The organism is Pseudomonas sp. CP4 (assembly GCF_047758505.1).
In the GTDB taxonomy this organism is placed as follows: Bacteria; Pseudomonadota; Gammaproteobacteria; order Pseudomonadales; family Pseudomonadaceae; genus Aquipseudomonas; species Aquipseudomonas fluorescens_AO.
This window is the reverse complement of sequence record NZ_CP180489.1, coordinates 3,713,129-3,735,709: the sequence shown is the minus strand read 5'-3', so window position 1 is coordinate 3,735,709 and position 22,581 is coordinate 3,713,129. Positions and strand designations below refer to the sequence as shown.

28 protein-coding genes are annotated in these 22,581 nt (G+C 61.3%); 18 read left to right on the top strand and 10 right to left on the bottom strand.

The features are described 5' to 3' along the window. Positions 1-6 precede the first annotated feature (6 nt). From ACMYUN_RS16710 to pilG, 4 genes are all read right to left on the bottom strand, one after another. Positions 7-2,055, bottom strand: coding sequence for a methyl-accepting chemotaxis protein (locus tag ACMYUN_RS16710; RefSeq protein WP_415761164.1), 2,049 nt, complete (start codon positions 2,053-2,055; stop codon positions 7-9). A 209-nt stretch (positions 2,056-2,264) separates the two neighbouring features. Then, complete coding sequence (locus ACMYUN_RS16705; RefSeq protein ID WP_039757554.1) at positions 2,265-2,804, bottom strand: chemotaxis protein CheW; 540 nt, start codon at positions 2,802-2,804, stop codon at positions 2,265-2,267. 10 nt (positions 2,805-2,814) lie between these two features. After that, on the bottom strand, positions 2,815-3,180 hold the full coding sequence (gene pilH / locus ACMYUN_RS16700) for a twitching motility response regulator PilH (protein ID WP_039757553.1): 366 nt from the start codon (positions 3,178-3,180) through the stop codon (positions 2,815-2,817). A 60-nt stretch (positions 3,181-3,240) separates the two neighbouring features. After that, complete coding sequence (gene pilG / locus ACMYUN_RS16695) at positions 3,241-3,645, bottom strand: twitching motility response regulator PilG (protein ID WP_016772743.1); 405 nt, start codon at positions 3,643-3,645, stop codon at positions 3,241-3,243. Between the two features lie 225 nt (positions 3,646-3,870). Between pilG and gshB the strand changes: the two genes are divergently transcribed. The 7 genes from gshB (at position 3,871) to ACMYUN_RS16660 (ending at position 9,980) form a co-directional block, all read left to right on the top strand. After that, positions 3,871-4,842: a glutathione synthase gene (gene gshB / locus ACMYUN_RS16690; RefSeq protein WP_310403419.1), complete on the top strand. Its 972-nt coding sequence runs from the start codon at positions 3,871-3,873 to the stop codon at positions 4,840-4,842. Positions 4,843-5,011: 169 nt separating this feature from the next. After that, entirely contained in the window at positions 5,012-5,911 is a 900-nt protein-coding gene (locus ACMYUN_RS16685; protein ID WP_329515635.1) for an energy transducer TonB, read from the top strand. 171 nt (positions 5,912-6,082) lie between these two features. Beyond that, on the top strand, positions 6,083-6,655 hold the full coding sequence (locus ACMYUN_RS16680) for a YqgE/AlgH family protein (protein ID WP_016772739.1): 573 nt from the start codon (positions 6,083-6,085) through the stop codon (positions 6,653-6,655). Beyond that, positions 6,655-7,092, top strand: a complete 438-nt coding sequence (gene ruvX / locus ACMYUN_RS16675; protein WP_415761163.1) for a Holliday junction resolvase RuvX — start codon at positions 6,655-6,657, stop codon at positions 7,090-7,092. Before ACMYUN_RS16680 ends, ruvX begins: the two co-directional genes overlap by 1 nt. 81 nt (positions 7,093-7,173) lie before the next feature. Continuing rightward, positions 7,174-7,680, top strand: coding sequence for a bifunctional pyr operon transcriptional regulator/uracil phosphoribosyltransferase PyrR (gene pyrR, locus ACMYUN_RS16670; RefSeq protein WP_024014655.1), 507 nt, complete (start codon positions 7,174-7,176; stop codon positions 7,678-7,680). A gap of 27 nt (positions 7,681-7,707) precedes the next feature. After that, complete coding sequence (locus ACMYUN_RS16665) at positions 7,708-8,712, top strand: aspartate carbamoyltransferase catalytic subunit (RefSeq protein ID WP_016772736.1); 1,005 nt, start codon at positions 7,708-7,710, stop codon at positions 8,710-8,712. After that, positions 8,709-9,980: a dihydroorotase gene (locus tag ACMYUN_RS16660; RefSeq protein WP_415761161.1), complete on the top strand. Its 1,272-nt coding sequence runs from the start codon at positions 8,709-8,711 to the stop codon at positions 9,978-9,980. The genes ACMYUN_RS16665 and ACMYUN_RS16660 overlap by 4 nt, the downstream gene beginning before the upstream one ends. A gap of 146 nt (positions 9,981-10,126) precedes the next feature. Here ACMYUN_RS16660 and ACMYUN_RS16655 read toward each other — a convergent pair whose 3' ends face one another. Beyond that, positions 10,127-10,561: an NINE protein gene (locus ACMYUN_RS16655; RefSeq protein WP_039757549.1), complete on the bottom strand. Its 435-nt coding sequence runs from the start codon at positions 10,559-10,561 to the stop codon at positions 10,127-10,129. Between the two features lie 248 nt (positions 10,562-10,809). On the opposite strand from ACMYUN_RS16655, the gene ACMYUN_RS16650 reads away from it, so the two are divergent. After that, positions 10,810-11,427, top strand: coding sequence for a C40 family peptidase (locus ACMYUN_RS16650; RefSeq protein WP_016772733.1), 618 nt, complete (start codon positions 10,810-10,812; stop codon positions 11,425-11,427). 151 nt (positions 11,428-11,578) lie between these two features. On the opposite strand, the gene ACMYUN_RS16645 is transcribed toward ACMYUN_RS16650, so the two are convergent. Continuing rightward, on the bottom strand, positions 11,579-12,613 hold the full coding sequence (locus ACMYUN_RS16645) for a type IV pilus twitching motility protein PilT (protein ID WP_016772732.1): 1,035 nt from the start codon (positions 12,611-12,613) through the stop codon (positions 11,579-11,581). A gap of 56 nt (positions 12,614-12,669) precedes the next feature. Between ACMYUN_RS16645 and ACMYUN_RS16640 the strand changes: the two genes are divergently transcribed. From ACMYUN_RS16640 to ACMYUN_RS16600, 9 genes are all read left to right on the top strand, one after another. Beyond that, positions 12,670-13,356, top strand: a complete 687-nt coding sequence (locus ACMYUN_RS16640; RefSeq protein ID WP_129997824.1) for a YggS family pyridoxal phosphate-dependent enzyme — start codon at positions 12,670-12,672, stop codon at positions 13,354-13,356. Between the two features lie 23 nt (positions 13,357-13,379). Continuing rightward, the gene (gene proC, locus ACMYUN_RS16635) at positions 13,380-14,198 is read left to right on the top strand and encodes a pyrroline-5-carboxylate reductase (RefSeq protein ID WP_415761160.1); all 819 of its coding nucleotides are present in this window, start codon (positions 13,380-13,382) and stop codon (positions 14,196-14,198) included. Positions 14,199-14,208: 10 nt separating this feature from the next. Next, complete coding sequence (locus ACMYUN_RS16630; protein WP_039757546.1) at positions 14,209-14,799, top strand: YggT family protein; 591 nt, start codon at positions 14,209-14,211, stop codon at positions 14,797-14,799. 205 nt (positions 14,800-15,004) lie between these two features. Beyond that, a complete protein-coding gene (gene metX, locus ACMYUN_RS16625; protein ID WP_415761159.1) occupies positions 15,005-16,144 on the top strand; it encodes a homoserine O-succinyltransferase MetX in 1,140 nt (379 codons plus the stop codon). Between the two features lie 7 nt (positions 16,145-16,151). Beyond that, complete coding sequence (gene metW / locus ACMYUN_RS16620; RefSeq protein WP_039757544.1) at positions 16,152-16,772, top strand: methionine biosynthesis protein MetW; 621 nt, start codon at positions 16,152-16,154, stop codon at positions 16,770-16,772. 26 nt (positions 16,773-16,798) lie between these two features. After that, a complete protein-coding gene (locus ACMYUN_RS16615) occupies positions 16,799-17,233 on the top strand; it encodes a DUF4426 domain-containing protein (protein ID WP_016772726.1) in 435 nt (144 codons plus the stop codon). Then, complete coding sequence (gene rdgB / locus ACMYUN_RS16610; RefSeq protein WP_122698589.1) at positions 17,230-17,826, top strand: RdgB/HAM1 family non-canonical purine NTP pyrophosphatase; 597 nt, start codon at positions 17,230-17,232, stop codon at positions 17,824-17,826. Before ACMYUN_RS16615 ends, rdgB begins: the two co-directional genes overlap by 4 nt. Then, complete coding sequence (hemW, locus tag ACMYUN_RS16605) at positions 17,823-19,028, top strand: radical SAM family heme chaperone HemW (protein ID WP_136493113.1); 1,206 nt, start codon at positions 17,823-17,825, stop codon at positions 19,026-19,028. The genes rdgB and hemW overlap by 4 nt, the downstream gene beginning before the upstream one ends. Positions 19,029-19,050: 22 nt before the next feature. After that, on the top strand, positions 19,051-19,374 hold the full coding sequence (locus ACMYUN_RS16600) for a DUF3392 domain-containing protein (protein WP_008083808.1): 324 nt from the start codon (positions 19,051-19,053) through the stop codon (positions 19,372-19,374). A gap of 133 nt (positions 19,375-19,507) precedes the next feature. On the opposite strand, the gene trmB is transcribed toward ACMYUN_RS16600, so the two are convergent. The 4 genes from trmB to ACMYUN_RS16580 form a co-directional block, all read right to left on the bottom strand. Continuing rightward, positions 19,508-20,233: a tRNA (guanosine(46)-N7)-methyltransferase TrmB gene (gene trmB, locus ACMYUN_RS16595; RefSeq protein ID WP_024014663.1), complete on the bottom strand. Its 726-nt coding sequence runs from the start codon at positions 20,231-20,233 to the stop codon at positions 19,508-19,510. Between the two features lie 9 nt (positions 20,234-20,242). Continuing rightward, positions 20,243-21,037, bottom strand: coding sequence for a thiazole synthase (locus ACMYUN_RS16590; RefSeq protein ID WP_039757540.1), 795 nt, complete (start codon positions 21,035-21,037; stop codon positions 20,243-20,245). Between the two features lie 61 nt (positions 21,038-21,098). Continuing rightward, a complete protein-coding gene (thiS, locus tag ACMYUN_RS16585; RefSeq protein ID WP_052269070.1) occupies positions 21,099-21,299 on the bottom strand; it encodes a sulfur carrier protein ThiS in 201 nt (66 codons plus the stop codon). A gap of 71 nt (positions 21,300-21,370) precedes the next feature. Beyond that, a complete protein-coding gene (locus ACMYUN_RS16580) occupies positions 21,371-21,751 on the bottom strand; it encodes a DUF423 domain-containing protein (protein WP_039757539.1) in 381 nt (126 codons plus the stop codon). Positions 21,752-21,825: 74 nt separating this feature from the next. Here ACMYUN_RS16580 and mtgA point away from each other — a divergent pair, with 74 nt between their 5' ends. Continuing rightward, entirely contained in the window at positions 21,826-22,548 is a 723-nt protein-coding gene (gene mtgA / locus ACMYUN_RS16575; RefSeq protein WP_095181330.1) for a monofunctional biosynthetic peptidoglycan transglycosylase, read from the top strand. The last annotated feature ends 33 nt before the right edge of the window (positions 22,549-22,581 follow it).

Below are 22,581 nucleotides of genomic sequence, written 5' to 3'. Positions count from 1 at the left end.
CTCCACTCACGCTTTATCTGTCGCCGCCGGCAAGGTGAATCCGGACACCGAACGACGCAGCTGACTGGCCATTTTCGCCAGGTTGCCGATGCTCTCGGCGGTGGCCGTGGACCCCGACGAAGTCTGCGAGGTGATCTGCTGGATCACGTTCATCGTCAGCGAGATCTGCCCGGCCGAAGAGGTCTGCTGCTGCGCCGCGTTGGAAATGCTCTGGATCAGCGCCGCGAGGGTCTTGGACACGCCTTCGATTTCTTCCAGGGCCACACCGGCATCCTGCGCCAGTCGCGCGCCGCGCACCACTTCGGTGGTGGTCTGCTCCATGGAAATCACCGCTTCGTTGGTGTCGGCCTGAATCGCCCGCACCAGGGTTTCGATCTGCCGGGTCGCGGCGGACGAACGTTCGGCCAGCCGTTGCACTTCGTCGGCAACCACGGCAAACCCGCGCCCGGCATCCCCGGCCATCGATGCCTGGATCGCCGCGTTGAGGGCGAGGATGTTGGTCTGGTCGGCGATGTCGTCGATCAGGCTGACGATGTCGCCGATTTCCTGGGACGATTCGCCGAGGCGCTTGATGCGCTTGGCGGTGTCCTGAATCTGTTCGCGAATGTTGTCCATGCCGTGGATGGTGTTGTGCACCACCTCGTTGCCTTTGTTGGCGATTTCCACCGAGCGTTCGGCCACCGCCGACGATTCGGCAGCGTTGGCCGAGACTTGATCGATGGATTCGGCCATGTCGCTGATCGCCGTCGAGGCTTCGGAAATCTGCTGGGCCTGTTGCTCCGAGGCCTGGGCCAGGTGCATGGCGGTGGCCTGGGTTTCCTGCACGGCGGCGGCAACCTGGCCGGCGGTGAGGTTGATGGTCGCCACCAGATCGCGCAACTGGTCGACGGAATAGTTGATCGAGTCGGCGATGGTGCCGGTGAAGTCTTCGGTCACCGACGCGGTCACCGTGAGGTCGCCATCGGCAAGGTCTTCGATTTCGTCGAGCAGGCGCATGATTGCGTTCTGGTTGCGCTCGTTCTTTTCGGCCGTTTCGCGCAGTTGGCGATTGGTTTCGCGGACCATGACCAGGCCGATGAGGATGATCGAGGCCAGCGCAAGCAAGCCCAGCACATAGCCGCCAATGGTGTCGGTGTTGCGCCCGCCGGCCAGGTGCTCGAAACCTGTAGCAAGGTGCGAAGCTTCGTCGAGCAGGGTTTGCGACAGGGTGAAGATGTTGCTGGCCGACTCGCGGACCTTGAACAGCTCAGGCGAGGTTTCGAGGATTTCATCCACCGAGCCGGAAACGAACTGGAACAGCTCGGAGATTTCGCTCAAACGCGCACGGGCGTCGCGGTCTTCGACCTGGCTGATTTTCAGCGCCGGGTTGCCCTGCAACATGCCGTTGAGCACCAGACCGAAACGCGCGGCATCGCGGCCAAAGGCGTCGGCGGCCTGCTGCGAGTTTTCGTCACCGGCGAGCACGGTGTTGACCGCGCCAAGAATGCGTTCAGCCAGTAGCGATTGCCGTTGCGCCATCGCCACCTGCGCCGCTGGAGCGCCGCGCTGGAGGAGGATTTCCACGACTTTCTCGTATTCGATCTGCAACTGCGGCACGGTTTCTGCGAGTGTCGCGGCGACCTGATGCAGCGACAGCACGGTCTGTTCGCTGGTGAGGATCGCATCGGTGTTTTTCAGCAGGCGTTCCCAGTCCATCTGCACCGCACGCATTTCCGGGCGCACGGCGGCGGGTGCCGGTGGCAGGCCGGTGTTCGGGTCTCCCTTTTTCAGGTAACCCCAGCGCTGGGCGAAATCGTTGCGCGCATCGCTGAGCAATTTGAATGCGGCCGCCTTGCCAGCGGCCGCTTCGGTGGCGTTCTTGGCGATGCGTTGCGAGAGCACGCGCAGTTCGCCGGCATGGCCGATGTACTGCTTGTCGTAGTTCGCCTGGGTGTTGAGGTAAGCGAAGTTGGCGAACAGCAGCATGATGAACACGATCAGTGCGATAAACAGCACGATGATCTGCGCACGACTGCGCGATGCTTCTGCCGACTTGCCTGTTTTTGCTTTTGTCATCGGTCCTCGCCTATGAAACCTGCCATGGCCCTTGTGGGAGCGAGCCTTGTGGCGAGGGGATTTATCCCCGTTCGGCTGCGAAGCAGTCGTAAAAAAATCGCATGCGCTGACGGTGTCAGGCATTGCAGTTTTTGGGGCCGCTGCGCGACCCAACGGGGATAAATCCCCTCGCCACATGGCCCGCGTCCACATGGGTTCTGTTGTTCGTGCTATAGAGCCACACCCATGAACACCGGGGATTTGGCCAACGCAAACAGGCTGAACACCCGCCAATTCTGTTCGCGGCGGAAATAGCCTTTGACGAATTCGGCCTTGGAGCCCTGGCGCTTGCTGATCGACAGTGGTTCGAAACTGCCCTGTTCGAAATGCTGCAATCCGATCACCTCGTCGACCATCACCCCGGCGAACACGTCTTCATGTTCCACCACCAATACCCGCCGCTGTTTGCGCAGCGGCGACAGTTCATGGCCGAAAAACCCGCACAGGTCCATGATCGGCAGCAGCCGCCCGCGAAGGTTAGCCACCCCCTTGACCCACGGCTTGACCCCGGGCAACTGGGTGAAGCGCGGCTCATGCAAAACTTCGCTGACTTCACCCATCGGCGCCACATACCAATGCTCGCCGAGGCGAAAGCCAATGCCGCTCCAGCGATCCGGGCGCGCCGCTTGCGACGGCAGGTCCGCCGCCAGCAAGCGGCAGCGCTGGTCGATCTGCCAGAGCAGTTCGAACGCAGTCAGCGATTCGCTCATGATCGCGCGATCAGCCTTTGAGGACGTTGTTCAGGGTCTTGATCAGGGTGTCTTCGTCGACCGGTTTGGTCAGGTAATCCTTGGCGCCCTGACGGGTGCCCCAGACCTTGTCGGTTTCCTGATCCTTGGTGGTGATGATGATCACCGGGATGTGCGCGGTGTCGGCATCCTTGGTCAACTGGCGGGTCGCCTGAAAACCATTGAGGCCGGGCATGACGATGTCCATCAGCACGGCGTCGGGTTTTTCCTGACGGGCCAGGGCCACGCCGTCGGCGCCGTTCTCGGCCTTGAGCACTTCATGGCCGTGCTTTTCGAGCATGCCGGTGAGTTTGTACATTTCAGTCGGCGAATCATCGACGATCAGGATACGTGCCATGGTCTTCCCCATTTTTCTGGTCGACTGCCGGCCCGCTGGCCGAGCGTCACTTTGCGTGTGTTACTGCGGCAAAACGGCGGCGAAGCCCGGAACATGGGCCTGGATCGCGTTGAGCAGTTCTTCTTTGCTGAACGGTTTGGTCAGAAATTGATCAGAGCCGACAATTCGCCCCTTGGCCTTGTCGAACAGCCCGTCCCTGGATGAAAGCATGATTACCGGCGTCGCCTTGAAAGCGCTGTTGTTCTTGATCAGGGCGCAGGTCTGATAACCGTCCAGACGCGGCATCATGATGTCGACAAAGATGATTCCGGGATGGTGGTCGGCAATCTTGGCCAGCGCATCGAAACCGTCGATGGCAGTGATCACTTCGCAACCGACGTTCTTCAACAATGTTTCGGCGGTGCGGCGAATCGTTTTCGAGTCGTCGATCACCATGACCTTCAAGGCGCTGGACTGCTGTTCCATAAGAGGGTTCTACCGTCGCCTTGGCGAATCAAATTGTCCGTTTTGCTGTGAATAATGGCCTGAAACCCTTGATAGCCAAGGGTCGGCGCGATCTGCCAGCCTTTTTAGCACAGTCTCCAGATGCAATCTATCGACGGGTTTTTCCTTGACCCGAAACCCGCCCGGCGCCACTCTGGCGGCACTTTTTCAATACCGATCCGGTAGCCAAATTTCGAGGAAAACCCAATGAGCGTTCGCGTCGGGATTGTCATGGACCCTATCGCCAGCATCTCCTATAAAAAGGATAGCTCGCTGGCCATGCTGCTGGCCGCGCAAAAGCGTGGCTGGGAACTGTTCTACATGGAACAGAAAGACCTGTATCAGGCCGAGGGCCAGGCGCGAGCGCGGATGAGCCCGCTGAAAGTTTTCGCCAACCCGGACAAATGGTTCGAACTGGACGCCGAGCAGGACAAACTGCTGAGCGACCTGGACGTGATCCTGATGCGCAAGGATCCGCCGTTCGACATGGAGTTCGTCTACTCCACTTACCTGCTGGAACAGGCCGAAGCCGCCGGCGTGCTGGTGGTGAACAAGCCGCAGAGCCTGCGCGACTGCAATGAAAAGCTGTTTGCCACGCTGTTTCCGCAGTGCACGCCGCCGACCATCGTCAGCCGCCGCCCGGACGTATTGCGTCAGTTCGCCGACCATCACGGTGACGTGATCCTCAAGCCGCTGGACGGCATGGGCGGTTCGTCGATCTTCCGCCACACCGCCGGCCACCCGAACCTCTCGGTGATCCTCGAAACCCTGACCCTGCACGGCAAGCAGCAGATCATGATTCAGGGCTACCTGCCGGCGATCGTCGATGGCGACAAGCGCATCCTGATGATCGATGGCGAGCCGGTGGATTATTGCCTGGCGCGGATCCCGGCCATGGGCGAAACCCGTGGCAACCTCGCCGCCGGTGGCCGTGGCGAAGCGCGTCCGCTGACCGATAAGGATCGCTGGATCGCCGCCCAGGTCGGACCCACCCTGCGCGAGAAAGGCCTGCTGTTCGTCGGCCTCGACGTGATCGGCGAGCACCTGACCGAAATCAACGTCACCAGCCCGACCTGCATCCGTGAAATCGACAATGCGTTCGGCACTGACATCGGCGGCATGCTCATGGATGCTATCGAAAAGCAGCTGCAAGCTTCGAGCCGCAAGCCACAAGCTTGAAGCCGGCCCGCGTCAGCTTGAAGCTTGAAGCTTGAAGCTTGAAGCTTGAAGCTTGAAGCTTGAAGCTGCCCCTATGCAGCTTGTCGCTTGAAGCTAGTCGCTTGCAGCTAAAAACCAACATTGCGTTATCATGCCGAGCCCAAAAAAACGCGATGTTGGTTTTTCTACGATGACTCTTCCGTCCGATCTGCCTGCTGAACTCGCCCATCGTGGCGTGCGCCCGGCCGATCGCCTCGGTTTTACCCTGTTTCTCGCGGCGCTGATTCACCTGGCGCTGCTGCTCGGCGTCGGCTTTACCATGGTCGAGCCGCAGCAGATCAGCAAAACCCTGGAAATCACCCTGGCCACCTTCAAGGCCGAGAAGAAACCGGAAAAGGCAGATTTTCTCGCTCAGGAAAACCAGGAAGGCAGCGGCACGCTGGACAAGAAAGCCCTGCCCAAGACCACCGAAGTCGCGCCGTTCCAGGACAATCAGGTGAAAAAGGTCACCCCGCCGCCCGCGGCCAAGCCAGAGGTGCAGGAAGCCGCACCGAAAGCAGCGGTGACCACCGTCGCGCCGAAACCAAAGAAAGCGCCGACCAAGAAAGAAGAAAGCAAAACCGAAGTCAAACCGACCGTCGACGCGCCGGCGTTCGACAGCTCGCAGTTGTCCAGCGACATCGCCAGCCTTGAGGCGGAGCTGGCCAAGGAACAACAGCTTTACGCCAAACGCCCACGCATCCACCGCTTGAGCGCGGCCTCGACCATGCGCGACAAGGGCGCCTGGTACAAGGACGACTGGCGCAAGAAGGTCGAGCGCATCGGCAACCTCAACTATCCCGAAGAAGCGCGACGCAAGCAGATCTACGGTAATTTGCGCCTGATGGTCTCGATCAACCGCGACGGTTCGCTGTATGAAGTGCTGGTGCTGGAATCCTCCGGCCAGCCGCTGCTTGATCAGGCGGCGCAGCGCATCGTCCGCCTGGCCGCACCGTTTGCACCGTTTACCGGCGATCTGTCGGACATCGACCGCCTGGAAATCATCCGCACCTGGAAATTTGCCCGGGGCGACAAGCTCTCCAGCAACTGACACACCGCAAATCCCTTGTAGGAGTGAGCCTGCTCGCGATAGTGGTGTGCCAGAACCTGAATATTTGGCTGACACTCAGCTATCGCGAGCAGGCTCACTCCTACAGTTGATCGGTGTGTTGCTTACATCTCCAGCTTGTCAGTTCGCCCCTCGAACGCCACACTAGCGCTCATGAAAAACGTCAGCCCCAGCTACCTCAAGCATCACTTCCTGATCGCCATGCCACACATGGCCGACCCGAACTTTGCCCACACCTTGACCTACATCGTCGAGCACACGGCCAATGGCGCGATGGGGCTGGTGGTCAACAGGCCGCAAGACTTGAACCTGGCCGACATCCTCGAACAGTTGCGCCCGGACATCGAGCCGCCCGCGCGCTGCCAGGATGTGCCGATCTTCATCGGCGGGCCGGTGCAGACCGATCGCGGTTTCGTCCTGCACCCGGCGGGCCAGACTTTCCAGGCCACCGCGCAGCTGGACGGCGACCTGGCCCTGTCGACGTCGCAGGACGTGCTGTTCGCCATCGCCGACGGCGTCGGCCCCGCGCAGAGCCTGATCACCCTCGGTTACGCCGGCTGGGAGGCCGGGCAGCTGGAAGCTGAACTGGCCGACAACGCCTGGCTGACCTGCCCGTTCAACGCCGACATTCTGTTCAATACCCGCAGCGAATTGCGCCTGGAAGCGGCGGCGCGGCACTTGGGCATCGATCTCAATCTGCTCACCAGCCAGGCAGGTCACGCCTGATGGCCCTGCGCCTGATTCTCGGCTTCGACTACGGCACCAAACAGATCGGCGTCGCGGTCGGCCAGGTGATTACCGGCCAGGCCCGCGAACTGTGCACCCTGAAAGCGCAGAACGGCGTGCCGAACTGGAATCAGGTCGAAGCGCTGATCAAGGAATGGAAACCCGACGCCGTGGTCGTCGGCCTGCCGCTGAACATGGACGGCACGCCGAGCGAGATGTGCGTACGCGCGGAGAAATTCGCCCGCCGCCTCAACGGCCGCTACAACCTGCCCTTCTATACCCACGACGAACGCCTGACCACCTTCGAAGCCAAGGGCGAGCGACTGGTGCGTGGCGGGCAGAAAGGCAGTTACCGCGACAACCCGGTGGACGCCATCGCCGCCGCCCTGCTGCTGCAGGGCTGGCTCGATGAAAACACTGCATTGTTTGAATCCTGACAAGCGCTTCGGCGCTTTTCTTTTGGTTATAAACCGAGCTTCGTCCGGCAGGACGCAGCGCGGAATCACGAAGGAGCAACCATGAGCCTGCCCAATCCCGCCGATCTGATCAGCCAGATGGCGACCCGCCTCAAGGCGCACCTTGCCCAGCGTGACATCAGCGAACCGCGTTACATCGGCATCCGCACCGGCGGCATCTGGGTCGCGCAGGCGCTGCTCAAGGAGCTGGCCAGCGATGCGCCACTGGGTACGCTGGACGTGTCCTTCTATCGCGATGACTTCAGCCAGAACGGCCTGCACCCGCAAGTGCGCCCTTCCGCCCTGCCCTTCGAGATCGAAGGCCAGCATCTGGTGCTGATCGACGACGTGCTGATGAGCGGTCGGACCATCCGCGCCGCCATGAATGAACTGTTCGATTACGGCCGCCCGGCCAGCGTGACGCTGGTCTGCCTGCTGGACCTGGACGCCGGCGAGTTGCCAATCCGCCCGAACGTGGTCGGCGCCACCCTGACCCTGGCCGGCAACCAGCGGGTCAAGTTGTCCGGCCCCGAGCCGCTGACGCTCGAACTGCAAGACGTCACCCTTTAATCCGCCCTATTGAGAGTCCCCCTCGCGATGACGCCTCTAGATACCAAGCGCCCGCTGCAGCTCAATGATCAGGGCCAGCTGCGCCACTTCCTCTCGCTCGACGGCTTGCGCCGCGAGTTGCTGACGGAAATCCTCGACACTGCCGACTCGTTCCTTGAAGTCGGCGCCCGGGCGGTGAAGAAAGTCCCGTTGCTGCGCGGCAAGACCGTGTGCAACGTGTTCTTCGAGAACTCCACGCGCACCCGCACCACGTTTGAACTGGCGGCCCAACGGTTGTCGGCAGACGTGATCACCCTGAACGTGTCGACATCGTCGGCGAGCAAGGGCGAAACGTTGCTCGATACCCTGCGCAACCTTGAGGCGATGGCCGCCGACATGTTCGTCGTGCGCCACGGCGACTCGGGCGCGGCGCACTTCATCGCCGAGCATGTCTGCCCGCAAGTGGCGATCATCAACGGTGGTGACGGCCGGCATGCGCACCCGACCCAGGGCATGCTCGACATGCTCACCATCCGTCGGCACAAGGGCGGTTTCGAAAACCTCTCGGTGGCGATCGTCGGCGACATCCTGCATTCGCGGGTGGCGCGCTCGAACATGCTCGCGCTGAAAACCCTCGGCTGCCCGGACATCCGCGTGATCGCGCCGAAAACCCTGCTGCCGATCGGCATCGAGCAATACGGCGTCAAGGTCTATACCGACATGGCTGAAGGCCTGAAAGACGTCGACGTGGTGATCATGCTGCGCCTGCAGCGCGAGCGCATGACCGGCGGCCTGCTGCCCAGCGAAGGCGAGTTCTATCGCCTGTTCGGCCTGACCACTGCGCGTCTGGCCGGGGCCAAACCCGATTGCATCGTGATGCACCCGGGGCCGATCAACCGTGGCGTGGAGATCGAGTCGGCGGTGGCCGACGGCCCGCACTCGGTGATCCTCAATCAAGTGACCTACGGCATCGCGATTCGTATGGCCGTGCTGTCCATGGCCATGAGCGGGCAGACTGCGCAACGTCAATTCGAGCAGGAGAACGCCCAGTGAAGCTCAGCATTCTCGGCGCACGCGTCATCGATCCCAGCAGCGGCCTGGATCAAATCACCGACATCCACGTTGAAGCCTGCAAGATCGTCGCCCTCGGCGCCGCGCCGGCCGGTTTCAGCGCAGTAGAAACCATCGACGCGCATGGCCTGGTGGCCGCGCCTGGCCTGGTAGACCTCAACGTTGCCCTGCGCGAGCCGGGCTACAGCCGCAAAGGCTCGATCGTCAGCGAAACCCGCGCGGCCGCTGCCGGTGGCGTGACCAGCCTGTGCTGCCCGCCGAAGACCAAACCGGTGCTCGACACCTCGGCCGTGGCTGAGCTGATCCTCGACCGCGCCCGCGAAGCCGGCAACGCCAAGGTGTTCCCGATTGGCGCACTGAGCAAAGGTCTCGATGGTGAGCAACTGGCCGAACTGGTGGCCCTGCGCGACGCTGGTTGCGTGGCGTTCGGCAACGGCCTGGAAAGCTTCCGCAACAGCCGCACCCTGTGCCGGGCGCTGGAATACGCGGCGACTTTCGACCTGACGGTGATCTTCAACTCGCAGGATCACGATCTGGCCGAGGGCGGTCTCGCCCACGAAGGCGCGGTCGCCAGTTTCCTTGGCCTGCCGGGCATCCCGGAAACCGCCGAAACCGTGGCGCTCGCCCGCGATCTGCTGCTGGTCGAGCAGACCGGCGTGCGTGCGCATTTCAGCCAGTTGACCAGTGCGCGCGGTGTTGCCCTGATTGCTCAGGCGCAGGCCCGTGGTCTGAAAGTCACTGCCGATGTGGCGCTGTATCAGTTGATTCTGACTGACGAAGCGCTGATCGACTTCAACAGCCTCTATCACGTGCAACCGCCGCTGCGCACCCGCGCCGACCGCGATGGCCTGCGTGAGGCGGTGAAATCCGGGGTGGTCTCGGCCATCTCCAGCCACCACCAGCCCCACGAGCGCGACGCCAAACTGGCCCCGTTCGGCGCCACCGAGCCGGGCATCAGCAGTGTTGAGTTGCTGCTGCCGCTGGCGATGACGCTGGTCGAGGATGGTTTGCTCGACTTGCCGACGCTGCTGGCACGTCTCAGCGCAGGCCCGGCCGAAGCGCTGCGTCTGCCGGCGGGCAAACTGGCGGTAGGTGGTGCGGCGGATATCGTGCTGTTCGATCCGAAGTCTTCGACGGTAGCCGGCGAGCACTGGCTGTCGAAGGGCGAGAACTGCCCGTTCATCGGGCACAGCCTGCCGGGTGTGGTGCGCTATACGCTGGTGGATGGGCGGATTACACACCAGGCTTGACTTGAGGAAGATTGTGGCGAGGGGATTTATCCCCGCTCGGCTGCGTAGCAGTCGCGAAGCCATTGCACGCGGTGGAACAAATCCACCGCGTTCTCGGATTCAGGACCGCTTCGCGGCCCAACGGGGATAAATCCCCTCGCCACAACTTACTGGAAGGCGCCGCGATTCTGCGCGTTGCGCACCGACACCTGATCGTTCAGGGTCCAGAAGTCATACAGCACACCAATAAAGAACAACCCGCCCGTCAGCAGATATAGCAAACCGCTGATCCACTTGCCTTGGTACATGCGGTGCACGCCGAACACGCCGAGGAAAGTCAGCAGGATCCACGCGACGTTGTACTCGATCGGCCCGGCAGCAAAGCGCAGGTCGGCTTCGCGATCCATCGCCGGGATCAGGAATACGTCGATCAGCCAGCCAATCCCCAGCAAACCGAAGGTGAAGAACCAGATCGTCCCGGTCACCGGCTTGCCGTAATAAAAGCGGTGCGCTCCCGTGAATCCGAAAATCCAAAGCAGGTAGCCGATAACTTTGCTGTGAGTGTCTTTTTCCTTCACGCGGGGTAGCTGATAGCTGTTCATTAAGACCTCATTGAACTCGATAGATAAATATTCTTCATTTCTTTGTGACTTTTTTACAGGTGGCCGACGTATGGCAAATGTTACCGTTGCTAGCGCGAAACCCTTGTAGAACCTGACTTCTGTCGGACAATTGCGTACTTTTTGAGCGTTTTTGGTTCCGTAGCCAGCGCTATGAATCGATGAACGGCCTCGGAACGGCAAAAAAAGCTGTTATAAAGTTGCGCGCTATCACTTACGAGCCACGCCTAATGCGACCATTTTTCAAGACATGGCTGACTATTTGCCTATTAATGCCACTGGCCGCCCACGCCACCAATCGTGAGCAACGTCTTCCCAACGTCAACGGCTTCACCCCGAAATCCCATGCTTCGGCTCCATCGAGCAAAAGCAGCAAGTCCAAGACCACCACGCTGAGCAGCAAGAGCCGCAGCAAGCTGGTGCCACCGATGGCGAGCAAGGAAAGCAGCAATGTGCTGAGCCGTGCGGTAAACGTCCTCGGTACACCTTATCGTTGGGGCGGCAGCAGCCCAAGTAAAGGCTTCGATTGCAGCGGTCTGGTGAAATATGCGTTCAACGACGCTACGTTCGACCTGCCACGCACCTCCAACGCCATGGCCAGCGGTCACGGCGAGAAGGTCGAACGCAAGGATCTGAAGCCGGGCGACCTGATTTTCTTCAACATCAAGAGCCGCCGGGTCAACCATGTTGCCATCTACCTGGGCAACGACCGCTTCATCCACGCACCGCGTCGTGGCAAAGCGGTGAGCATCGACACGCTGAACAAGCCGTACTGGGAGAAGCATTACGTCGTCGCCAAGCGCGTGTTGCCGAAAGAACAACAGCAGATGCGCGTAGTCCAGCGCTGAGCTGTTTGATCTCCTGAATCAGCTTCATTAGTACCGGCCTTTTTCGCGAGCAGGCTCGCTCCCACAGAAGAATGCATTCCAGCTGAAGGGATGCGGTTTGATGTGGGAGCGAGCCTGCTCGCGAAGGGGCCGGCAGCCGCACCAGCGACCCTCAGAAATTATCCGGCGTACGCGCCTTCTCCCGCGCATGCTCGCGGCTGATCAAGCCCTTGGTCACCAGATCCTTCAGGCACATATCGAGTGTCTGCATCCCCAACGACCCACCGGTCTGAATCGCCGAATACATCTGCGCCACCTTGTCCTCGCGAATGAGGTTACGGATCGCCGACGTCCCGAGCATGATTTCATGCGCCGCCACCCGCCCGCCGCCGATCTTCTTGATCAACGTCTGCGACACCACCGCCAGCAACGACTCCGACAGCATCGAACGGACCATCGACTTCTCGTCGCCGGGAAACACGTCGACCACGCGGTCGATGGTCTTCGCCGCCGAGGTCGTGTGCAGCGTGCCGAACACCAGATGCCCGGTCTCGGCGGCGGTCAGCGCCAGGCGGATGGTTTCCAGATCACGCATCTCGCCAACCAGAATCACGTCCGGATCTTCACGCAGCGCCGAACGCAGTGCGGTGGCGAAGCTGCGGGTATCACGATGGACTTCGCGCTGATTGATCAGGCATTTGCGCGATTCGTGAACGAACTCGATGGGGTCTTCAATGGTGAGGATATGGTGATGGCGATGAGTGTTGAGGTAATCGATCATCGCCGCCAGCGTGGTCGATTTGCCGGAGCCGGTCGGCCCGGTGACCAGCACCAGCCCGCGCGGCGCATCGGTGATCTTGCGGAAAACATCGCCCATGGCGAGGTCTTCCATGCTCAGCACTTTCGACGGAATGGTACGGAACACAGCGCCGGCACCACGGTTCTGGTTAAAGGCGTTGACGCGAAAGCGCGCCACGCCGGGTACATCGAAGGAAAAATCCGTTTCCAGATTTTTCTCGAATTCGATGCGCTGGGTGTCGTTCATGATGTCGTAGATCAGATCGTGCACTTGCTTGTGATCCAGCGCCGGCAGATTGATCCGTCGCACGTCGCCATCGACGCGGATCATCGGCGGCAGGCCGGCCGACAGGTGCAGGTCGGAAGCGCCCTGTTTGGCGCTGAAGGCCAGCAATTCAGTGATATCCATAGCGTCCCTCAATTCCAGTAGAATGCCGCGAACCTACAGACCGCCGGCGCCTCTTGATGTCCACGATAGCAGACAACATCCTTCAGGTTAGTTCGCGCATCCAGGCAGCGGCCAAAGCCGCGCACCGCGACGAAAACAGCATCCATTTGCTCGCCGTGAGCAAGACCAAACCCGCCCAGGCCCTGCGCGAAGCCTACGCCGCCGGCCTGCGCGACTTCGGCGAGAACTACTTGCAGGAAGCCTTGGGCAAACAGCTGGAGCTGGCCGACCTGCCCTTGATCTGGCACTTCATCGGCCCCATTCAATCGAACAAGACTCGCGCGATTGCCGAGCATTTCGACTGGGTGCACTCCGTGGATCGTCTGAAAATTGCCCAACGCCTGTCCGAACAACGTCCGCCCGAACTGCCGCCACTGAACATCTGCATTCAGGTCAATGTCAGCGGCGAGGCGAGCAAATCCGGTTGCACCCCGGCCGATCTGCCAGCGCTGGCCGAGGCCATCAGCGCGTTGCCACGCTTGAAGCTGCGCGGACTGATGGCGATTCCCGAGCCGACCGAGGAGCGCGCCGAACAGGACGCTGCCTTCGCCGCCGTGCAGGCATTGCAGGCGAGCCTCGATCTGCCGCTCGACACACTGTCGATGGGCATGAGCCACGACCTCGAGTCGGCCATCGCCCAAGGAGCCACCTGGGTGCGGATCGGTACCGCGCTGTTTGGCGCCAGAGATTATTCCCAGTCTTGAACGTTTCCAGATAAGGACCACACATGAGCAACACACGTATTGCGTTTATCGGTGCGGGCAACATGGCGGCCAGTCTGATTGGCGGCTTGCGCGCCAAGGGTCTGGAAGCGGCGCAGATCCGCGCCAGCGATCCGGGCGAAGAAACCCGTGCCAAGGTCAGCGCCGAACACGGCATCGAAACCTTCGCTGACAACGCCCAGGCCATCGACGGCGTCGATGTCATCGTCCTGGCGGTCAAGCCACAGGCGATGAAAGCCGTGTGCGAGGCGATTCGCCCAAGCCTGCAGCCCAATCAACTGGTGGTGTCGATTGCCGCTGGCATCACCTGCGCGAGCATGACCGCATGGCTCGGCGAGCAGCCGATCGTGCGCTGCATGCCCAATACTCCGGCGCTGCTGCGTCAGGGTGTCAGCGGTCTGTACGCGACCAGTGAAGTCACCGCCCAGCAGCGTCAGCAAGCCGAAGAGCTGCTGTCCGCCGTCGGCATCGCCCTGTGGCTGGACGAAGAACAGCAACTGGACGCAGTCACCGCAGTGTCCGGCTCCGGCCCGGCGTACTTCTTCCTGCTGATCGAAGCCATGACCGCCGCTGGCGTCAAACTGGGCCTGCCGAAAGCAATCGCTGAGCAACTGACCGTGCAGACTGCCTTGGGCGCCGCGCACATGGCAGTGTCCAGCGATGTCGACGCGGCCGAACTGCGCCGCCGCGTGACCTCGCCGAATGGCACCACGGAAGCTGCTATCAAATCATTCCAGGCTGGCGGCTTCCAAGCGCTGGTTGAAACCGCACTCGGCGCCGCCGCGCACCGCTCGGCCGAAATGGCCGAACAACTGGGCAAATAAGGAGCCTTACATGATCGGATTGAACACCGCAGCGGTTTACGTGCTGCAAACCCTCGGCAGCCTGTACCTGCTGATCGTGCTGCTGCGCTTCGTCCTGCAACTGGTGCGGGCGAACTTCTACAACCCGCTGTGCCAGTTCGTGGTCAAGGCCACCCAGCCGCTGCTCAAACCTTTGCGCCGGATCATCCCGAGCCTGTTCGGCCTCGACATGTCGTCGCTGGTGCTGGCGATTCTGGTGCAACTGCTGCTGATGGCGCTGACCCTGCTGCTGACCTACGGCACCACCGGTAACCCGCTGCAACTGTTGATCTGGTCGCTGATCGGCGTCACTGCACTGTTCTTGAAGATCTTCTTCTTCGCCCTGATCATCAGCGTGATTCTGTCGTGGGTTGCACCGGGCAGCCACAATCCGGGCGCCGAGCTGGTCAATCAGATCTGCGAGCCGGCACTGGCACCGTTCCGCCGCTTCCTGCCAAACCTCGGCGGCCTGGACCTGTCGCCGATCTTCGCCTTCCTTGCACTCAAACTGATCGACATGCTGGTGATCAACAATTTGGCGGCGATGACGATGATGCCGGAGATTCTGCGTTTGCTGATGTAACCGAGTGCGTTCGGTCTGACTGACCGAGTCGCCTTTTTCGCGAGCAGGCTCGCTCCCACATTGGAATGCATTTCAACTGTGGGAGCGAGCCTGCTCGCGAATGGCTGCACCTCGATTCGAAGCGAAAACGCCGGACCTGATCGTTGCTTGCCGCTAACCCCCCCGGTCTTTAGACTTACGCCTCATTTCAACGAGAGCAGGGTCGATGCCAACTGCCTTTCCCGCCGATTCTGTTGGCCTGGTAACGCCACAAACCGCGCATTTCAGCGAGCCGCTGGCGCTGGCCTGTGGCCGTTCGCTGGCCGCTTATGACCTGATCTATGAAACCTACGGCACGCTGAACGCTCAGGCGAGCAACGCCGTGCTGATCTGCCACGCCTTGTCCGGTCACCACCACGCTGCCGGCTATCACAACGTCGACGACCGCAAGCCCGGTTGGTGGGACAGCTGCATCGGCCCCGGCAAGCCGATCGACACCAATAAATTCTTCGTGGTCAGCCTGAACAACCTCGGCGGCTGCAACGGCTCCACCGGGCCGAGCAGCATCAACCCGGAGACCGGCAAGCCGTTCGGCGCTGATTTCCCGGTGCTCACCGTCGAAGACTGGGTGCACAGCCAGGCGCGCCTCGCTGATTTGCTCGGCATCGGCCAGTGGGCAGCGGTGATCGGCGGCAGCCTCGGCGGCATGCAGGCGTTGCAATGGACCATCACCTACCCGGATCGCGTGCGGCACTGTCTGGCGATCGCCTCGGCGCCGAAACTGTCGGCGCAGAACATCGCCTTCAACGAAGTCGCGCGTCAGGCGATCCTCACCGACCCGGAATTCCACGGTGGTTCGTTCCAGGAAGCCGGCGTGATCCCCAAGCGCGGGCTGATGCTGGCGCGCATGGTCGGGCACATCACCTATCTGTCCGACGACTCCATGGGTGAGAAATTCGGCCGTGGCCTGAAGAGCGAAAAGCTCAACTACGACTTCCACAGTGTCGAGTTTCAGGTCGAGAGCTACCTGCGTTATCAGGGCGAAGAGTTCTCCGGGCGCTTCGATGCCAACACCTATCTGTTGATGACCAAAGCGCTGGATTACTTCGATCCGGCGGCGAACTTCGACGATGATCTGGCGAAAACCTTTGAAAACGCTACGGCAAAATTCTGCGTGATGTCGTTCACCACCGACTGGCGCTTCTCCCCTGCGCGCTCGCGGGAACTGGTGGATGCGCTGATGGCTGCGCGCAAGGACGTCAGTTATCTGGAAATCGACGCGCCCCAAGGCCACGACGCCTTCCTGATTCCGATCCCGCGTTACTTGCAGGCATTCGGCAATTACATGAACCGCATTTCGTTGTGAGAAAGCCATGAGAGCTGATCTGGAAATCATCCAGGAATGGATCCCCGCCGGCAGCCGCGTCCTCGACCTCGGTTGCGGTGACGGCGAGCTGCTGACCTGGCTGCGCGACAACAAGAACGTCACCGGTTATGGCCTGGAAAACGACGCCGACAATATCGCCGAGTGCGTGGCCAAGGGCATCAACGTCATCGAGCAGGATCTGGACAAAGGCCTGGGCAACTTTGCCAGCAACAGTTTCGACATCGTCGTCATGACCCAGGCCCTGCAAGCGGTGCATTACCCGGACAGGATCCTCGACGAAATGCTCCGGGTCGGTCGCCAGTGCATTATCACCTTCCCCAACTTCGGCCACTGGCGCTGCCGCTGGTACCTGGCGAGCAAGGGCCGTATGCCGGTCTCGGAGTTCCTGCCCTACACCTGGTACAACACGCCGAACATCCACTTCTGCACCTTCGAGGATTTCGAAGAACTGTGCCGCGAACGTGACGCGAAGGTCATTGATCGGCTTGCCGTGGATCAACAGCACCGTCACGGGTGGGCCAGTAAGCTATGGCCTAATCTGTTAGGTGAAATCGGTATCTACCGCGTCAGCAGTCCGCAGCTGGCGGACCACCGAGTCGCGGTCTGAGTCTGGGCATTTGAAGGAGCACGAACATGAGTCGTCTAGCGTTGCTGTTACTCACCGCCTGCCTGAGCGCCAGCGCCATGGCGGCGGACGTCATCAAAGGTGAACGCAAGGAAACCTTCGGCGACATCACGGTGCACTACAACACCTTCAACTCGACGTTCCTGCAACCGGACATCGCCAAGGCTGCCGAGCTGATCCGCAGCAAGAACCAGGGCGTGATCAACGTCTCGGTGGTCAAGGACGGCAAACCGGTGATCGCCAGCGTCACCGGCACGATCAAGGACCTGACCAGCAACAGCGTGGCGCTGAAATTCCGTCAGGTCACCGAACAGGGCGCGATCTACTACATCGCCCAGTACCCGGTGCCGCAGCAGGAAACCCGCACCTTTGAAATCAAGGTGCAGAATGGCGACAAGATCAACACCATCAATTTCAACCAAGAACTCTTTCCCGGCGAATGATGAACATCAAGCAGCTCGTACTGGCCAGCCATAACGCCGGCAAACTCAAAGAACTCCAGGCCATGCTCGGCGACTCGGTGCAACTGCGCTCGATTGGCGAATGGAGCAAGGTCGAGCCGGAAGAAACCGGCCTGTCGTTTGTCGAGAACGCGATCCTCAAGGCCCGCAACGCCGCGCGCATTTCCGGGCTGCCGGCACTGGCCGACGATTCCGGGCTGGCAGTGGACTTCCTCGGCGGCGCACCGGGCATCTATTCGGCGCGTTACGCCGACGGCCAGGGCGATGCGGCGAACAACGCCAAACTGCTCGATGCGCTCAAGGACGTGCCACAAGCCGAGCGCGGCGCGCAGTTCGTCTGTGTATTGGCACTGGTGCGCCACGCCGATGATCCGCTGCCGATCCTCTGCGAAGGCCTGTGGCACGGACGCATCCTCAACGCAGCCAGCGGCGAGCATGGCTTCGGTTATGATCCACTGTTCTGGGTGCCGGAGCGCGACTGCTCCAGCGCCGAACTGAGCCCGGCCGACAAGAACCAGATCAGCCACCGCGCCCGTGCAATGGATCTGCTGCGCCAGCGTCTGGGCTTGAAATGACCACTGATTCTTCCGCGTCGTCGCTGATCATCGGCGGCGCCGCGTCCTCGCCTCGGGCACCGCTGCCAACCCTGCCGCCCCTGGCGCTGTACATCCACATCCCGTGGTGTGTGCGCAAATGCCCGTATTGCGATTTCAACTCACACACCGCCAGCCCGGTGCTGCCGGAGCAGGAATACGTCGACGCGTTGCTGGCCGATCTCGATCAGGATCTGCATGCGGTGTACGGCCGTGAGCTGACATCGATTTTCTTTGGTGGCGGGACGCCAAGCCTGTTCAGCGCCGAAGCCCTCGGGCGTTTGTTGCAGGGCGTCGAGCAGCGCATCCCGTTCGCCGCCGACATCGAAATCACCCTTGAGGCGAATCCGGGCACCTTCGAGCAAGAGAAGTTTGTCGCCTATCGCAAGCTGGGGATCAATCGGCTGTCGATCGGTATCCAGAGCTTTCAGCAGGAAAAGCTTGAAGCCCTCGGCCGCATTCACAACGGTGACGAAGCCGTGCGTGCGGCGGGCATGGCCCGGCAGGCCGGGTTCGATAACTTCAATCTCGATCTCATGCACGGTTTGCCCGATCAGTCGCTGGACGATGCCTTGAGCGATCTGCGCCAGGCCATCGCGCTGAAGCCGACGCACATTTCCTGGTATCAACTGACGCTGGAGCCGAACACGGTGTTCTGGAACCAGCCGCCAGTGCTGCCGGAAGACGACACGCTGTGGGACATTCAGGAAGCCGGCCAAGCGCTACTGGCCGAGCACGGTTACGCGCAATACGAAGTGTCGGCGTATGCCCAGGCCGGTCGCCCGGCGCGACATAACCTCAATTACTGGAGTTTTGGCGACTTCATCGGCATTGGCGCCGGTGCCCATGGCAAGTTGAGCCACCCGGACGGGCGCATCGTGCGCACATGGAAAACCCGCCTGCCGAAGGATTATCTGAACCCGGCGAAAAGCTTTCAGGCCGGCGAGAAATCCCTGAGCAATGACGAGATGCCGTTCGAGTTCCTGATGAACGCCCTGCGCCTGACCGCCGGGGTCGAATCGCGCCTGTATCCGGAACGCACCGGCCTGTCGCTGGAGACCCTCGCCGAAGGCCGCCGCGAGGCCGAACAAAGCGGCCTGTTGCAGGTCGAACCGTCACGCCTGGCGGCGACCGAACGCGGCCAGCTGTTCCTCAACGACTTGCTGCAACAATTTCTGAACTGACTTCAGCTCAAAGGGAAAACGCATGGATTTGATACTCGACCTGCTGGCCACCGTCTCCCGCTGGAGCCGCAGCAATCTCTCGGAAATCGCTCTGGCGCTGGTCGGTTGCCTGCTGGTGCTGTTCGGCGCTGACTTCAAAGGCTGGGTCGAGCAACGCCTGGGCAGCATCGCCGGCGCCCTGCGCGTGCCCCTGATGGCCCTGCTCTGCCTGATTGGCAGCGGCGCCGCGCTGATCTACGCCACGCCATGGGTGATCAAAGGCCTGAGCCAGTTCAACAACTACAGCCTGGCGCCGGTGTTGCTGGTGGTACTGGTGCTGATCGGCGTGGTTGCTGATCGCCGCTGACTTCGCAAACACCCCGAAACAAAATGTGGGAGCGAGCCTGCTCGCGAATACGGTGTGTCAGTCAACATCAGTGTTGAATGAACATCCGCTTTCGCGAGCAGGCTCGCTCCCACAGTTTTTTATTGCGTGATGCTTAAGCGATCTTCTCGAACTTCAGATCCCACACGCCATGGCCAAGACGTTCGCCGCGGCGTTCGAACTTGGTGATCGGGCGTTCGGCAGGGCGTGGGACGCATTTGCCGTCTTCGGCAAGGTTGCGGTAGCCGGGGGCGACGTTCATCACTTCCAGCATGTACTCGGCGTACGGTTCCCAGTCGGTGGCCATGTGCAGAATGCCGCCAACCTTCAACTTGCTGCGCACCAGTTCGGCGAACGAGGCCTGGACGATGCGGCGCTTGTGGTGGCGGCTCTTGTGCCACGGATCCGGGAAAAACAGCATCAGGCGATCGAGGCTGTTGTCGGCGATGCAGCGGTTGAGCACTTCGATCGCGTCGCAATCGTAGACCCGCAGGTTGGTCAGCCCTTGGGTCAGCACGCCATTGAGCAGCGCGCCGACACCCGGACGGTGCACTTCAACACCGATGAAATCCTGCTCTGGAGCAGCAGCGGCCATTTCCAGCAGCGAGTGGCCCATGCCGAAACCGATTTCCAGCGAGCGCGGCGCCGAGCGGCCGAACACCTGGTCGTAATCGACCGGCGCATCGGCCAGCGGCAGCACGTACAGCGGCGCGCCCTGGTCCAGGCCGCGTTGCTGGCCTTCGGTCATGCGCCCGGCGCGCATCACGAAACTCTTGATGCGGCGGTGTTGGCGCTCGTCGCCTTCGTCCGGCTGGACAGGCGTGTCGTTCGATTCAGTCATCAATGGCTCTTACTTGATCAGACCATCCAGCGGCGAAGAGGCGCTGGCATAGAGTTTTTTCGGCATGCGGCCGGCGAGGTACGCCAGGCGACCGGCGACGATGGCGTGCTGCATGGCTTGCGCCATCATCACCGGTTGCTGGGCGTGGGCGATGGCCGAGTTCATCAGTACGGCGTCGCAACCCAGCTCCATCGCGATGGTCGCGTCGGAAGCGGTACCAACACCGGCATCGACCAGCACCGGGATCTTGGCTTCTTCGAGGATGATCTGCAGGTTGTACGGATTGCAGATGCCCAGACCGGAGCCGATCAGACCGGCCAGCGGCATCACGGCGATACAGCCGATTTCGGCCAACTGGCGAGCGATGATCGGGTCATCGCTGGTGTAGACCATCACGTCGAAGCCTTCCTTGACCAGCGTTTCGGCGGCCTTGAGGGTTTCGATCACGTTGGGGAACAGGGTTTTCTGGTCGGCCAGCACTTCCAGCTTCACCAGGTTGTGGCCGTCGAGCAGCTCACGCGCCAGGCGGCAGGTACGCACGGCTTCGATGGCGTCGTAGCAACCGGCGGTGTTCGGTAGAAAGGTGTAGCGCTCCGGCGACAGCACGTCGAGCAGGTTCGGCTCGCCTTCGATCTGGCCCAAATTGGTGCGGCGCACGGCGAAAGTGACGATCTCGGCACCCGAGGCTTCGATGGCCTGGCGGGTTTCTTCCATGTCACGGTACTTGCCGGTACCGACCAGCAAACGCGACTGGTAAGTACGACCGGCCAGCACAAAAGGCTTGTCGCTACGAACGATGCTCATAAGGAATCCTCTTGAGGGGTGAGGGTCTTGCAGAATTCTGTGCCCTTGCAGGCCGGGGCGATCAGCCGCCGCCGATGGCGTGTACTACCTCGACGTTGTCACCGTCGTTTAGCCTGGTATCGGCATGCTGGCTGCGCGGGACGATGTCCAGATTGAGCTCTACGGCCACACGGCGCCCGGTCAGATCCAGACGAGTGATGAGGCCCGCAACGGTTTCACCGTCGGGCAATTCAAAGGATTCACCGTTCAACTGAATGCGCATGCACAACGCCGCCATCATTTTTAGGGGCTGGCATTCTAGCCCGATCATGACCTAAAGGTCAGTACCAAGCGTCAAGCGGTTAGCTGCAAGCGCCAGGCGGCGAGGCCGAGGCAAACCCAACCGATGAGAAACGCGAGGCCACCAAACGGGGTAATGATGCCGAGCTTGCTGATGCCGGTCATGGTCAGCACGTACAGGCTGCCGGAGAACAACAGGATGCCGATGGTGAAGGACACGCCGGCCCAAGTGATCAGTCGCCCTTGAATCTGCGTGGCCAGCAGCGCAACGCCGAACAGCGCGAGTGTGTGCACCAGTTGGTAGGTGACGCCCGTGTGGAAAATCGTCAGGTATTCCGGGGTCAGGCGGTTTTTCAGGCCATGGGCGGCGAACGCGCCCAGCGCAACGCCGGTGAATCCGAAAAAAGCGGCCAGCATCAAAAAGCCACGCAGCATGGGGAACTCCAGTCAGACGCCATCGGCAGGGTCTGTATAATGGCCCGCTCCACGGGTTCGGCCAAGCCATCTCTATGCTGCGTTCAATTTTCCGTCGTCTCACTAAGGCCCTGCTCTGGTTCGCCGGCGGCAGTGTCTTGCTGGTGCTGGTGTTTCGCTTCGTGCCACCGCCGGGTACGGCGTTGATGGTCGAGCGCAAGGTCGAATCCTGGGTCGACGGCGAGCCGATCGATCTGCAGCGCACCTGGAAACCCTGGAACGAGATCTCCGATGACCTGAAAGTGGCGGTAATTGCTGGCGAAGACCAGAAATTCCCCGAGCACTGGGGCTTTGATCTGCGCGCAATCCAGGCCGCCCTCGCCCACAACGAACTGGGCGGTTCGATTCGCGGCGCCAGCACCTTGAGCCAGCAGGTGTCGAAAAATCTCTTTCTGTGGTCGGGCCGCAGTTATCTGCGCAAAGGCCTGGAAGCGTGGTTTACCGCGCTGATCGAGGTGTTCTGGCCCAAGCAGCGGATTCTCGAGGTGTACCTGAACAGCGTCGAGTGGGATGACGGCGTGTTTGGCGCCGAAGCGGCGGCCCGTCATCACTTTGGCGTGAGTGCGAAGTCATTGTCGCGTCAGCAGGCGAGTTATCTGGCCGCGGTACTGCCCAATCCACGGGTGTGGAGCGCGAGTCATCCGACCGGTTATGTATCGCGACGCGCCGGATGGATTCGGCAGCAGATGAGTCAGTTGGGTGGCGATAGTTATCTGCTCGGACTGAATGATTCGCGGCGAGCGCCTTGGGCTGAATAACACCGAAATACCAATGTGGGAGCGAGCCTGCTC